Raw genomic sequence first — 13,702 nt, 5'->3', positions numbered from 1 at the left:
GCGGCGCCTTTTCAGCCTGCTGCCTGCCATCGCCTGCTTGCTCAGCCGACGTCTGCCTGGACGACGATGCGCACCGGCACACCCTTTGCCGCGGGCGTCTTCGACAGTTTGTCATGGTACCAGAGCGGCACCAGCGGATTCATCTCCGGATAATAGGCGCCGAGACACCCGTCCGGCAGATCGAACGGCGTGACCGTCAGTCCGTCGACCTGCCGATGCACCCCGTCTCCGGCATCGCTGGCGAGGCTGACGACCTGCCCTTCGCGCAGTCCCGCGGCGGCGATCTCCTTGGGGCTGATCAGCAAGACGTCGCGCGTCCCCTCGATCCCGCGTAGGCGGTCCGAATAGCCGTAGATCGTTGTGTTGAACTGGTCGTTGGAGCGCATCGTGATCAGGCGATATCGGCCTGGCCGGTCGGGCACCCCCATCGCGCTCAGCGTCGTCGGCGTGGTGAACTCCGCCTTGCCGCTCTCGGTCTTCCAGATCCGCTCGCGCGCCTGATTGCCCTTGAAGAAGCCGCCGGGGGTGAACATCCGGGCGTTGAAGTCCTTGAACTTGTCCGGATACGTCGCCTCGATCAGGTCGCGGACCTTGCCATAGTCGCCGACCCATTCGTCCCATCTGATCGTCGGCTTGGGCGGCAAGGTGGCCTTGGCGATGCCGGCGACGATCGCCAGCTCGGACAGCAGATGCTTGCTGGCGGGCTTACGCTTGCCGACCGATCCGTGGATCATCGACAGCGAGTCCTCCATCGTGACGGTCTGCGGGCCGCCTTCCTGCATGTCTTCCTCAGAGCGGCCTAGGCACGGCAGCAGATAGGCGACCTCTCCGTTGATCAGGTGACTGCGGTTGAGCTTGGTCGCGATCTGGACGGTCAGGCGCATGCTCGTCCACGCCGTCTCCATCTGCTCGCGCTCGGGGATGGCACGCACGAAGTTGCCGCCAAGGCCGATGAAGGCGCGGATGCTGCCATCGACGATGCCTTCGCAGGCCTCGACGGTGTTCACCCCCTTTTCGGGCGGCGGATCGAAATCGAAGATCCGCTTGAGATAATCGTAGGGCACGAGTTCGGGTTTCTCGGAGATCCCGACCGTGCGCTGACCCTGCACGTTGGAATGGCCACGCACCGGCGAGATGCCGGCGCCCTCGACGCCGATGTTGCCGCGCAGCAGCAGCAGGTTGACCAGCATCCCGATCGTCTGCGAGCCATGGACGTGCTGCGTCAGCCCCATGCCATAGATGCCGATGACCTTGCCGGCATCGCAATACACCTGTCCTGCGGCTTCCAAATCCGCCCGCGACAGCCCCGACTCCGCCTCGATCTCCTCCCATGTCGTCGCCTTCAGCTTGGCGACCATTTCGTCGAAGCCGTGCGTGTGCTGGGCGATGAAATCGACGTCGAGCAGGTGATGCTCGGTTTCCGCCCATTGCCGCTCCTCGACCGCAAGGACGTGCTTGATCATCCCCATGATCGCGGCGATGTCGCCGCCCGGCCGCACCTGATAATACAGGCACGAGATTTCGGTCGGCTTCTGGGTGATCATCTGGATCGGGTTCTGCGGGTCGACGAACTCGATCAGCCCCTTCTCGCGCACGGGATTGAACGTCACGATCCTGCAGCCGCGCTCGACCGCATCCTTGAGCGTGTGGAGGAAGCGCGGGCTGTTGCTGCCGGTGTTCTGGCCGAAGAAGAAGATCGCGTCGCACAAGGAGAAATCCTTGAGCTGGCAGGTGCCGACCGGCGACCCCGTCACCTTCTTCAGCCCGACCGAGGTCGTCTCGTGGCACATGTTCGAGCTGTCGGGCAGGTTGTTGTGCCCATAGAGGCGGGCGAACAGCGCATAGAGGTAGGACGTCTCGAGGCTGGCGCGGCCCGACGAATAGAAGACGGTGGACTTGGGATCGAGCGCCTTCAGCTCGGCGCCGATCGCGGTGAACGCCTCGTCCCAGCTCACCGGGACGTATCTGTCGGTTGCCCGGTCGTAGCGCATCGGATGCGTCAACCGCCCCGTCTGCTCGAGATCATAGTCCGTCCAGCCCTTCAGCTCGCTGACCGTATGCTCGGCGAAGAACGACGGCTCGCACGTCCGGGTCGTGAGTTCCCAAAGCGTCGCCTTGGCACCGTTTTCACAGAATTCCGCAGGGTGCGGATGCTCCGGCTTCGTCCACGCACACGACACGCACATGAAGCCGCCGGGCTTGTTCTGTCGGCGCAACGTCTCCAGCGCCATGGGAGTCGCCCATTCCTTGCCGAAGATGCGCGCAACGCCCTGAAGCGATCCGAAGCCGCCTGAGGGGCCGTCGTAGTGAACGGTGTCGTCGTCTTGCGCCATGATGCGATCTCTCCGCGGCGCCCCCCCGGCAGGACATAGTCGCAACCGACACTTGGGGGCGCAACCCTCAGACGCCCCGCGACCGCCTTTATTTACCTGATGCATGTTGCTCGGAGAGCGGCAGGTCGGCGGTAGTCCTCGCAAACGGCAAACGCCCTATCAAGAGCGAAGTGGTGCAAGCTAGCCGGCTATCTTGAGGTTCGAGGGGCCAGCATCGTTCACACGAACAGAGCCCCATCCCGAGACGTGGTCAAGTGCACCCACAACGCCTCCGAGCGAGCGCTCGTTCACGAGATCATTGTCTCGTTTGAACCGCGCCGGGTTTGTCGGAGGCTCTAACTCCTGAGAGGAGGGGGCTATGACGAGCAAGACGACGAACAAGTTCTCGCCTGAGGTGCGCGCGCGTGCGGTGCGGATGGTGCTGGACCATGAGAAGGATCACGCATCGCGTTGGGCTGCGGTGGTGTCGATCGCGGCGAAGATCGGGTGCGCGGGGCAGACGCTGCACGAGTGGGTGAAGAAGGCCGAGGTCGACAGCGGCATGCGCGCCGGGGTGCCAAGCGATGTCGCCGACCGATTGAAGGCACTGGAGCGGGAGAACCGCGAACTGCGCCAAGCCAACGAGATCCTGCGCAAGGCGTCGGCGTATTTTGCGATGGCGGAGCTCGACCGCCGAGCGAGGTGATGGTGTCGTTCATCGACGCGCATCGCGAGGTGTACGGGGTCGAGCCGATCTGCCGGGTCCTGCCGATCGCCCCATCCACCTACCACGCCCATGTAGCGAGCAGGATTGAGCCGACCAGAAGGTCGGCTCGGGCTCGGCGTGACGATGCGCTTGGGCCGGAGGTGCGCCGCGTGTTCGAGCAGAACTTTCGCGTCTACGGCGTGCGTAAGGTCTGGCGGCAGCTGCGGCGCGGAGGGTTCGATGTCGCCCGCTGCACCGTTGCCCGCCTGATGCGGGCGATGGGGCTGGCCGGCGTGATCCGCGGCAAGCCGGCCCGCACCACCGTCAGCGACCGGACGGCGCCATGCCCGCTAGACCGAGTCAACCGGCAGTTCCGTGCACCGGCGCCGAACATGCTCTGGGTGTCGGACTTCACCTACGTCGCGACCTGGGCGGGGTTCGTCTACGTGGCTTTCGTCATCGACACCTATGCTCGCCGGATCGTTGGCTGGCGCGCCAGCCGGAGCGCACATGCCGGCTTCGTCCTGGATGCGCTGGAGCAGGCGCTACATGACCGACAACCGAGGCGGGGTGGCGGCCTCGTCCACCATTCCGACCGCGGCAGCCAATACGTGTCCATCAAGTACACCGAGCGCCTGGCCGAAGCGGGCATCGAGCCGTCGGTCGGAAGCGTGGGCGACAGCTATGACAACGCTTTGGCGGAAACCATCAACGGCCTCTACAAGGCCGAGGTGATCTACCGCCGCGGCCCATGGCGCAGCTTCGAGGCGGTCGAGTACGCCACCCTCGAATGGGTGGATTGGTTCAACTATCGCCGGCTGCTCGAACCCATCGGCAACGTCCCGCCCGCCGAAGCCGAAGAGCAATACTATGCTGCCGCAAACATCGTCGATATGGCAGCGTGACTCACATCCAACGGCCTCCGACAACCTAGGCGCGGTTCAGGTCATGGTGGCCGATGAAGACACCGCGGTGAATCCTGCGGGGATCAAGGGACTGAGTGAGATTGGCATCATCGGTGTCGCTGCAGCCGTGGCCAACGCCGTCTTCAACGCGACCGGAGTGCGCGTCCGCGACCTGCCGATCCGACCTGAGGCGATGTTAGATTAAGCAAGCGAATTAAGCTCCATCCGCAAGATCGTACTTTCGACTAAACCCTGCCCCTCGACGCGATGACCCAGAAGCCGACGTGAGGCAGGCCCTGCCGCTGCCGGAAAGCAGACGCGTATTCCTGTAAATGGCAAGGACCAGCGGTATTCCGTCCGGCATTAAACAATGAACCGTGTCTTTGCCGACTGATGTGAGGCCAGCCGGCCGTCCTCAGCCGACACTTGCAATAACGATAAGCCTGCGCAGTCAGGTCAATCATGCCGCACGATGCGGAGTTAGGACGTCAGCCAAGAGTGGGACGGGATATAGTCAGGCGCGGGACCTTTGCCGCTGATGCCATGAACCCTTGGGCTAATCGCTGGCGGCTCGGCTTGCGCGAATGCGGCATGCCAGCACGATCCAGCGGCCGGTACGGCGCGCCACCCGCACCTGCCAGGAACGCCCTGTCGCCGCCAGAAATGCCCGGTGCAAATGCGCGGCATGCTGCGCGAAATCAGGATAATCGACCCGATGATGCGCCAACACTAACATGCCGCCCCGGCGCAAGGCGGCCGCGGCATCGCGTGCCGTCTGCGCCATGTCGTGAGCCGTCAGATAATACAGGACCTCTGCGACAACCACGACGTCGTACCGCGGTCGCGGCAGACGGGCGGGCACGGCCAGTTTGATCGCCCGCGCCCGCGTTCGCCCCGCGACCGCCTTGGCGACCAGCGCCACACCAGTCGACGTTGCCTCGGTGGCGTCGAAGCGCAGAGCGCGTGGCGCGATGGCAGCACTGTTCGACCCGTTCCCAGCGGCGAGCTCGAGAACGCGGCCCCATGGTCCGGCGCCCATCGCATGCAGAATAGCGCGGCGCTTCAACTCCTCGTTCCGATCGGTAAACGTCGACCAAGGGTCATCGTTCTGGGCAAACTTCGCCGCAAAGCTGTCGAGCGTGATCGGCCTCATCGCCGCCGCTCCACGAAGACTTCACGCGGACCCGTAAATGCTGCGATCTGCGCGCGGGTCATCGTGAAGCCGTTCGGATCATCGGTGATCCGCCCGGTCTGGGTTCGGTAGCTGCGGAGCGCGTAGCGCTTTGCCAGCCGTTCCTGCCCGGTCAGGAACAGCGCGCCTGCCCCCGTGACCGCGCAGCCGGCCGGCCATACCGGATAGGCGAGCGTGCGGACGCCTGGCCGCCGCAGCGCTTCCACGCACGCAGCCACAGTGCGGTGATCGGCATGGTCGTCGTCATGAGCGGGGGACACCAACAGCGTCGGGCCGTGATTGCCCATCGCGCGGGCGAGGCCGCGACGCGCTGCCGCCGCACACATGTGCAGCTGACCATCTGGAAGGTCGAGGAACGTCACGGCAGCCGCCGTCACCCCGATGCGGCGCAGCACGCGCCGACACTCGCGTCGGCGTTCCGCCACCAGCTTTCGATGGGGCCAGCGCACACTGGAGGGATGCGACGCGGCGCCATCGGTAACGACGACAACCTGCACCGCCACGCCGCGTCGTCGCAAGCGGGTCATCATCACATACGCCCCGATCGCCTCGTCGTCGGGGTGCGGCGCGACCACAAGCAGCCGGCGCGGGGTTCCCGCCCGCAGCGTCACAGATGCGCGGTCAGGGTGCCCGCCGCGACCGCGGCCCCCACCTGCATGCGCTGCGCATCTGGCGATGGCTGGCGGAGATACACCGACAGGTCGGTGATGACTGCGGCGAGTGGATGGTCGACGAACAGAGATTGAACGCCCACCGCCTGCTCGGCAAGTTCGATAGCCTGACCGCCAGCCGCATACATCGCCGCACGCGCGGCGGCGACCAGCGGCAGACGCGCGGCAGGATCACCGAACCAGCCGGCCGCGGCAGTGCGTATTGCCCCCGCCGCGGTTTCGGCCAGCTCGTAGAGCGCCGCAAGGCGCCCCTTTTGATGCGGATCGTCCGCGCGCCCAGCCGCGACGAGATGCGCGCGCGTATGGTCGAGCAGCGCGGCAATTCCCCCGGCCTGCACGGCAACGAACCGCAGCGCACCACCGCTGAACCACGGTTCGCGGACGTAATCGCCAGGCGCACCGATCAGGTCGTCGGCGGTGACGCGTGCGTCGTCCCAGCGCACGACGTGCGTCTCCGACCGTTGCATCCCGGCAACCTGCCAGAATGTCCGATCGACCGCCGGCGTCGTGCGCGCAAGATCGAGCAGGATCAGCTGTCGCCCGCCGCCGCCATCCGCGGTGACCAGCGCGTGTGAAAGCAGCCCGGCTCCGCTGGCGAAGCTCTTACCGCCACACAGCCTGTTTCCGATCAGTCGAAGCGGCTCCCCCGCCAGATCGGCGTTCCACACGCCGAACGCGCCGCCACGCGCAACGGTCGCGGCGGCCTGCGCACGCTGAGACGGGGTGCCGTAGCGCTGCACGATTTGCATCGCGTCGACATGCCCTTCGAGGAGCCGGCCGAGAGGCAGATCGACGCGACCGGTTTCGTAAAGCAGCCGTAGCAGATGCAACAGCGCACTGGGTTGGCCCGGATCGCCCAAATCCGGCAACAGCGCTGCGCGCACCGCGATAGCCTGCCTCAGGGCGCTCACGCGGCAAACCTTCCCGCTGAAAGCGTCGCCAGTCCCGCTTCCGCCACCGCCAGCGTCACCCGGCGCATGCCGCCCGGCGGCACCGGTACGACGCGCATCGCGAAGGCTTCGGCGTTGGGGCTGTCGCGCAGGACGCCAACGAGATGATCGCAGGTCAGCCCGATCGCGTCGGCGAGCGGAGAGACATCCCCGTCGTCATACACGCGGCGCGCCAAAGCATGACCGCGATACTGCCAGGCGGCATCCTCAGGGTGCGCGACCATTACCGCATCGCCATCGCGATCGAGTACTCGCAGTCCCCCGGCGAAACCATGGACCACGCGGCCGGTCCGCCGATCCGACGTGTAGACCACGCTCGCCGCATCGCGCCGCACCCGCAGCCCCGCGCGTGACGCGTCATCAACCAATTGGGCGTCCTCAGCCGCGGGGATCGGGGGGAAGCCGCCCAGTAGCCGGTAATGGTGCACAGAAATGCCCAAGTTCGCGCCGCTTGTCTGATGGTGGGCCGCCGCCGCCTCCCACACGACTGGGTCGAGCACGCGCCGCATCGCGTAGAGCGACTCATAATATTGTTCGAGACGATCCTGCGCCGGATTGGGCCAAGTGACGGTGCGCACCACCTTCCCCGCGACAACGTCGACCTGGCCGAGCGCTGCGACCATCGCTTGCAGCCAATCGACCGCGGGCAGGCTGTCGGCGTCGGTGGTCAACAGAAGCCCTCGACCGTCCAACGCCCGTTCGCCCAGCAGCATCGCCCCGTGCCGGGCACGGCCGGCATTGGGTTCCGCCTGGGTAGCGTAGTCGATCCGTATCGGCAGCGACGCCCGCGCAGCATAGTCGTGCGCCACCGCCGCGCTTCGATCGTCGCAGCTGTCGAGCAGGAGACAGATGACGGGGTCCAAGCCGTACCGGTCGAGCCTGTCCAGCGCCGCGAAAAGCCGTGGCAATGCGTCCGCCTCGTTGCGGGCAGGCACACAGATTGCGACGCGAATACGACCTGCAGGCGACTGTTTCATCAGGTGAGATCGCCGAACAACATCCCGTCAGTCCTAGCGGCATATTTCACCTATGACACTGATCGCGATCAAGTGCTTGGCCGCCACGGTAGGATACGGCGGCAGGACACCGACACTCGCTGACCCTCTTGCATAGTAGATATAGCGGCCGCCCTGCTGTGTTGCCGTGAGAACCAATTCCAGCCGATCATCGGCAATCAAAGGCCTTCTCGAAAGCGGACGCTCGTTCATCGCAGTTCGCAGTCTGGACCATGCACCGTTCGACGACCCGGTCCCGCTCACGGTAAATTCCGGCGTATAACGAAGCCGCAGTGCATGGGCATCCGCACGTTCCTGATCTCTCTCTGGAAGTCGAGATCGGAGGTCGTTGGCCTCGGCAAAAGTCATGTGGGAGCAACGAGCGCGAAGCCACCGGTGAACGCCTTCAGCCGCCAGCTTAGCCTATTCGACGATATTGCTCAGACGGTCTGTTCATTCAGGCGCTGATCCGCCCGCTCTGCTGGGGAGGCCCGTCGCGCGTTGCCGACCTGCGCCCAGCAGGCGACGCCACCGGGCAGGCTTTCGCTCGGTAGTCGGCGCAAGCGCGGCCTTGTATAGCCACACGACGAGATCGCCGGGTGCAGGGTCGACATCGTGATCGACGCCGAAAAACACGAGTTCGCCACCAGCACGGATCAGCGCCACCGGCCAACCGTCGTCGCGACCGGGTACGTCGGTCTCGCCAATACCGAAGGGCTGCACGATGACGCTCGCGCCCGCTTCCATGAGATCGGCAAGGCGCTGAAACGTCATGTCCTCCCCGATGACGATCTTGCCGCGCCATTCACGGGACGCCTCATGCCTGGTCCCGGCGGCATCTGGCGCAAGCTGATGAACGCGTTCCCGACCAAGCTCCGGTGCGAAGCGCGTGCACACCAGTGCATTGTATGCATCGTCCGGCGTCGCGGCGAGCACCTGCTCCACATCGCGCAGATCGACGACCTCCTCCCCGATGACAGAGAGAACCTCGACGCGCAGCGCGGCGAGCCCGGCAAGCCGCGCCGCCTTCAGTGCGAGGGCGGATCGGTCCACCACGACGATTGGAATGCCGGCTCCATGCAGAACCTCGCCCAGCCTGATGCTCCAGCGGGATGCGCCCACGATCAGCAAGCCGCCGCGACCTCCCGAAGCCAGCTTCAGCCGTCGTGCAAGCGGGGCGAGCGTCAGGCCGTGAAGAAGTACCGTCGACGCGATGACCGCGAATACGAGAGGAAGCACAAGGCGGGCGTCGGCATAGCCCGCTTGGGTGAGCCGCTCCCCCGCGACGCCAGCAATTGCCGCCGCGACCACGCCGCGCGGACCGATCCAGCCCACCAGAAGCCGCTCCCGCCAGCTTGCATTCGCGCCGATCGTCGCCAGCCAGATGGCCGAGGGCCGGACAATGAACAAGATGACCAGCGTGGTCAGCGCGATCGGCCAGCTCAGCATCTGGACCGTGCCGCGATCGATGTTGGCGGTGAGGAGGATGAAGAGTCCCGAGACCAGGAAGACCGTCAGCGCCTCCTTGAATCGCCGCAGCTCCTGCAGCCCCGTGACGTCGATGTTGGCCAGCACGACCCCGAACAGCGTCGCGCCGACCAGCCCGGTCTCCGGCTGTATCGCTTCGCCTGCCGCGTATATGCCCAGCGCACCAGCCAGCAGGATCGGCGTCTTGAGGTATTCAGGAGCAAGATCGCGCGCGAACAGGGTCCGGATGCCGAAGGGCACTGCCAGGCCAAGTGCCGCGGCGACACCTGCACCAAGAACGGTATGCCAGGCGAGGCTAACGATCGCCGCCCCCCCGCTCATGCTGGTCGCGAGTGTGAGGTAGCTCAACACCAGCAGCGTCAGCGTAGCGCCGATCGGGTCGTTGACGATCGCCTCCCACCGGAGGAATGCCGCAGCCCGGGGCTCCAGCTTGGCCTGGCGCAGCAGGGGCATGATCACCGTCGGCCCCGTGACGACCAGAATGGCACCGACGAGGATCGCGACCGGCCAGGACAGTCCGGCCACCCAATGTGCTGCGATCGTACCCATCAACCAGTTGAGTGGCAGCGCCACCGCCACTAGCCGTGCAATCCCGGAACCTGCGGAGCGAAGCTCCCGCAAATTGAGGTTCAGGCCCCCTTCGAAGACGATGATCGCCACCGCCATGCCGATCGCCGGCCGCATCACGTCACCCAAGGCAACTGACGGACGGACGAAGCCGCCAATCGGCCCGAGGATGGCACCCATTATCAGCAGAGGGATGATGGCCGGCAGCCGCAGCCGCCAACCGAGCCATTGGCCAAATACGCCGGCGACGGCCACGCCGACGACGAGAAGCATAACCGTATCTTCCACCATGATCCCCCAAGGCGATCGCGGTGCCCGCGTCCCCCAACATGCAAAAAGCCGCAGCGGCGACATTCGTTGCGTGTTGGGTGGCATCGTCGCGAGCGGCGCGCTCCACCCTGATGACGTGTTCAGCCGACACTGGCGCCGCGAGCAAAGCGCACATAAGCATCACGCGTGACCAGAATGTCATGCGCCGATCTAGGACAGCGTTCCACCGACCCTGCCGCCCGCAGCTGATCAAGGATCAGCGTGACCAGTTTTGGTTATTCAGAACCGGATCGGATCTTCCGATAAGCAGACGTTCCGCTTTGCCACCTGTTCAGGCGTTCATAGGCCCCTACCCTCACCTGAACGACCGGCAACTTACGGGGTGGTTCCCCCGAAAGCGGACTGGGGGCTATCCACTAGTGTCGAGAGTCGCGGATCACCTACTCCGTTCGGGCGGCAACGTGGCACGCGATAAGCGAAAGCGCCTGGCCGGCAGTAGTGAGGATCAATACGCGCAACGCAACGAAGAAAAGCAGGTAAGGATACTGCCTCCGCGCCATGCGCCGGCGAGAGGTTGGCGCGATGGCGATCCATTCTGACGGAGCCGGCCGGACCGGTACGGTAAGCTAGCGCTGGCACCGGTCCCAGCAGTAACGATAGCGCAGTTCGGCGGTTTCGCCGGGCGGGACCAACACCGTCCACGTGGGGGCGCCATCGACGATCGGCAGCGTCGCGTCGATCGCCTCAATGCGCTGTCCTCCAGTGCCGATCGGCACATCGACCGGCGCGGACGTGCCACTGGCGTTGGTCACCACGATCCGCATGATGTCGGCGGAGATACGCTCCTGCATCACCGTTACCTGGCGGCTGATCCCCGCGGCGAGGCGGAAGGATTCGCCCTCGGCGCGGTCGGTCAGCGCCCCCTCCCCGAGCAGCAGCCGCTCGCCATTGCGCGTGGTATAGACCGCGGTGCTGCCCGCTGGCAGCGGCAGCCCGAGGCCGGCGTCACGGCGGTTGCGCAAGGCGAAGACGATACGCGTCGGCGAGCTTTCGATGGCCTGTGCCGGATCGAGGCGGGCGCGGTATCGGCGCTCGAACGAAACACCAGCGCGGGAGAGGAGCGCCACCTGCTTCTGTGCACGCGGCGCGACGGTGACGCGCATCGGCACGCGATAGAGTTTGAGGTCGCCGAGATTCTCGGGCGGCGGCGCCATCGGCACAGGAGCTGGCGGCGGTGGCGGTGCGCTTATCGGTGTCAATGATATCCGCGCCGCGGTGACGACGATGTCGGCCGCCTCCTCGATCGTTTGCTCGGGCAGGTCCGACGTCGTCGTGCCGAGCGGATAGCAGGACAGCGACAGCGCCCCGACGGCGCGCTCCAGCGCCGGCGTCCAGACCCGGTTGAGCCGGCCGGCGACCGCGCTGAGCTGCGCATCGGGAAAGCGCTCGGGATTGGCGTTGGCGAGCGTCAGCCAGGCGAAGAGGTCGAGCGTCCGGCCATCGGCCGCGACGGTGGCGACATAGCTCGATCGCCAGTCGAAGCCGCGGGCGAGATAGCTCAGGCGGACGGTGACGGTGCGCGCCACCGGGCTTATCGTCGTCACGCTGAGCACCGGTTTGGCGGATAGGCCGCCGGGTATGCCGGCGAAACTCAGCCGTTCGGGCAGCCCCGAACAGCGCAGCGTCTCGATCCCGGCGCGGGTCTTCAGCACGACGCCGCGCGCGGGGCCGGCGACGATCGTCGCCTGTTCGGAGACGCGGCGGCCGGTCGCGCGATCGGTGCGGGTCAGCGTCACGACGCGGCCGAGCGTGCCGTCGATCAGCGCGGCGGGCGACAGCAGGCGCGCATCCCGGTTCTTCTCGACCACGCCGCCGGGCAGCCCCTCCACCACCGCACTGACCGGCACGATGCCTTCGGCCACGCCCTCGAAGCGCAGGACCGAGGCCCCCTTCGGCACGGTGATGCGGCGGGTTTCGGTGACCAAGGCAAAGCCCTCGAGATAGTCGAGGTTCATCGCGCCGCGGCCGTAGGGCGCGCGATAGACCGTGAGCGCGACCGCGGCAGGCTGTGACGACGTGACGACGTCAGGCGTCGGCGGCGTTGGCGGCGGCGCGGCGCCGATCGCAACGAGGGCCGACAGGACCGTCAGCAGCGCGCGCATCAATAGCGCGTGTCGAAGGTCGCGGTGACCACCGCCTCCCCGTTGGCAGGTACCGGCACCTGCCATGTCGCGCTGCCTGCGTTGGGCCGTTCGCTCTTGCGGCTTTCCTCGGTGATGCGCGTGTCGGTCCAGTCGAGCCCGGACTGGGCGAGTTCGACCGTCACGGCGCGCGGCCGCGCGTTGGTGAGCGTATAGCGCATCCGCGTCCGCCACCGGTCGCTGGCCAGTCGCGTGTGTTCGACGATGGTCGGCTGGACCTTGACGTCGAAGGCGTCGCCGGTTGGCAGCGCGATCGTCGAGCCCTGCGGCGTGTGCTCGATGCGGTTCTCGCCGGTAAATTGCGGCTGGCCGCGGGCATCGCGGATGTAGACGCGCACCGTACCGGCGGGGAGCGCATCGCCGACGCCACCGGCGCCGCCGCGATTGGAGAAGCGGAGCACGCTCTGTGCGCTGCGCGGCGCGTCGGCGGAGCCGAGCCAGCCGTTCTCGAAGCGATAGCCGGAGCTGGCGGCGACGCCCTTCGCATCGAGGAAGCTGACCTGCTTGGTCTGCTTGTCGGCGATCGTGGTCCGCTCGGCGAGGGGGTAGAGGTAATAGTCGCCGAGCTGCTCGCGCGTCGACGTCTCGGTACCGGCACGGGTGCGTACCGGGCGCCGCGAACGGACCGGGGCATCGTCCCCGTCGGTTGCGCTGCCGACCTCGCCGGCGACGAGCAGGGTTCTGGCGTTGGTGAAGGTGGTGCCGCTCGTGTTGCGCAGCGTCACCCAGCCCTGCACGTCGATCGTGCCGGCCTTGTCGTCGAACAGCGCGACATAGTCGGCGCTCCAGCCGAGACCGCGGGTGAGATAGGACAGCTTCGCCGGCCGCGTTCCCGATCGCGTGCTCGCCAATGTCACCGACAGGGTCGGGCGGGCGCGCAGCGATTCGGGCACGCGGTCGAATACTGCGCGCACCGGCAGGCCGTCGTCGCGCAACACCTCGATCCGCCCGTCGATGTCGAGCACGACGCCGCCATTCACCGCCAGCACCCGCGCGCGCTCCCGCGTTTCTGCGCCGGTGGCGGGGTTGGTGCGGATCAGCGTGATCGTCTCGCCCACCGCCTTTTCCATCAGGCTCGAGGGGCTGAGCAGATCATAGTCGAAATTCTGCTCGACGATGCCGGCGTCGGGCATGCTGAGCGACACCGTCTCGGGGCGGATTTGAGCGCTGACGTCCGGGAAGGGCTGACGGACGCGGCCGGCGGCGAGGTCGAGTTGGCGAACATCCTGCACCAGCGCGACGTCGCCGTTGTAGATCGTCACCGACACGTCGCCCTGTGCGCTGCCCGCCCCTGGCAGCGCTGCGGGCGGTGGTACGGTCGTCGGGGACAGCTGCGCGACCGCGCCCGTCGGCAGGGCGAGCAGGCCCGCGATCATCAACCCGTTCCGCATGCGTCGTCTCCCCCGGCGTTTCGTTGCGAAGCATGCGGTGACGTCGGCGCATGT

The 13,702-nt window shown here is 66.5% G+C and carries 10 protein-coding genes and 1 other annotated feature; of the genes, 2 read left to right on the top strand and 8 right to left on the bottom strand.

Annotated features, from left to right (window positions below):
- Window positions 1-41: 41 nt before the first annotated feature.
- The gene (locus tag ACU5AX_RS11270; protein WP_446690988.1) at window positions 42-2,333 is read right to left on the bottom strand and encodes an FdhF/YdeP family oxidoreductase; all 2,292 of its coding nucleotides are present in this window, start codon (window positions 2,331-2,333) and stop codon (window positions 42-44) included.
- 358 nt (window positions 2,334-2,691) lie between these two features.
- Here ACU5AX_RS11270 and ACU5AX_RS11265 point away from each other — a divergent pair.
- Both ACU5AX_RS11265 and ACU5AX_RS11260 read left to right on the top strand, forming a co-directional pair.
- Window positions 2,692-3,923, top strand: a protein-coding gene (locus ACU5AX_RS11265) for an IS3 family transposase (protein ID WP_446690987.1) whose coding sequence is annotated in 2 segments (ribosomal slippage) — window positions 2,692-2,983 and window positions 2,983-3,923 — 1,233 coding nt in all. Because the reading frame shifts where the segments join, the coding sequence is not laid out codon by codon here.
- Window positions 2,976-3,092 (top strand) — a sequence feature (AL1L pseudoknot). It overlaps the preceding gene by 117 nt.
- A gap of 43 nt (window positions 3,924-3,966) precedes the next feature.
- The gene (locus ACU5AX_RS11260; RefSeq protein WP_446690986.1) at window positions 3,967-4,128 is read left to right on the top strand and encodes a hypothetical protein; all 162 of its coding nucleotides are present in this window, start codon (window positions 3,967-3,969) and stop codon (window positions 4,126-4,128) included.
- A gap of 351 nt (window positions 4,129-4,479) precedes the next feature.
- Here ACU5AX_RS11260 and ACU5AX_RS11255 read toward each other — a convergent pair whose 3' ends face one another.
- The 7 genes from ACU5AX_RS11255 to ACU5AX_RS11225 all read right to left on the bottom strand — a co-directional run bounded on the left by ACU5AX_RS11255 (window position 4,480) and on the right by ACU5AX_RS11225 (window position 13,648).
- Window positions 4,480-5,076 (bottom strand): methyltransferase, encoded by a 597-nt coding sequence (locus ACU5AX_RS11255; protein WP_446690985.1) that lies wholly within the window; start codon window positions 5,074-5,076, stop codon window positions 4,480-4,482.
- On the bottom strand, window positions 5,073-5,726 hold the full coding sequence (locus ACU5AX_RS11250; RefSeq protein ID WP_446690984.1) for a PIG-L deacetylase family protein: 654 nt from the start codon (window positions 5,724-5,726) through the stop codon (window positions 5,073-5,075). The genes ACU5AX_RS11255 and ACU5AX_RS11250 overlap by 4 nt, the downstream gene beginning before the upstream one ends.
- Window positions 5,723-6,697: an acyl-CoA dehydrogenase family protein gene (locus tag ACU5AX_RS11245; protein WP_446690983.1), complete on the bottom strand. Its 975-nt coding sequence runs from the start codon at window positions 6,695-6,697 to the stop codon at window positions 5,723-5,725. Before ACU5AX_RS11245 ends, ACU5AX_RS11250 begins: the two co-directional genes overlap by 4 nt.
- On the bottom strand, window positions 6,694-7,713 hold the full coding sequence (locus tag ACU5AX_RS11240; RefSeq protein WP_446690982.1) for a glycosyltransferase family 2 protein: 1,020 nt from the start codon (window positions 7,711-7,713) through the stop codon (window positions 6,694-6,696). The genes ACU5AX_RS11245 and ACU5AX_RS11240 overlap by 4 nt, the downstream gene beginning before the upstream one ends.
- Before the next feature lie 471 nt (window positions 7,714-8,184).
- Window positions 8,185-10,077 (bottom strand): cation:proton antiporter, encoded by a 1,893-nt coding sequence (locus ACU5AX_RS11235; RefSeq protein ID WP_446690981.1) that lies wholly within the window; start codon window positions 10,075-10,077, stop codon window positions 8,185-8,187.
- Window positions 10,078-10,682: 605 nt separating this feature from the next.
- A complete protein-coding gene (locus ACU5AX_RS11230; RefSeq protein WP_446690980.1) occupies window positions 10,683-12,218 on the bottom strand; it encodes a DUF4139 domain-containing protein in 1,536 nt (511 codons plus the stop codon).
- Complete coding sequence (locus ACU5AX_RS11225; protein WP_446690979.1) at window positions 12,218-13,648, bottom strand: DUF4139 domain-containing protein; 1,431 nt, start codon at window positions 13,646-13,648, stop codon at window positions 12,218-12,220. The genes ACU5AX_RS11230 and ACU5AX_RS11225 overlap by 1 nt, the downstream gene beginning before the upstream one ends.
- Window positions 13,649-13,702: the final 54 nt, after the last annotated feature.

The organism is Sphingomonas benefaciens (assembly GCF_052907485.1).
This window is presented reverse-complemented; position numbering and strand designations above follow the sequence as displayed.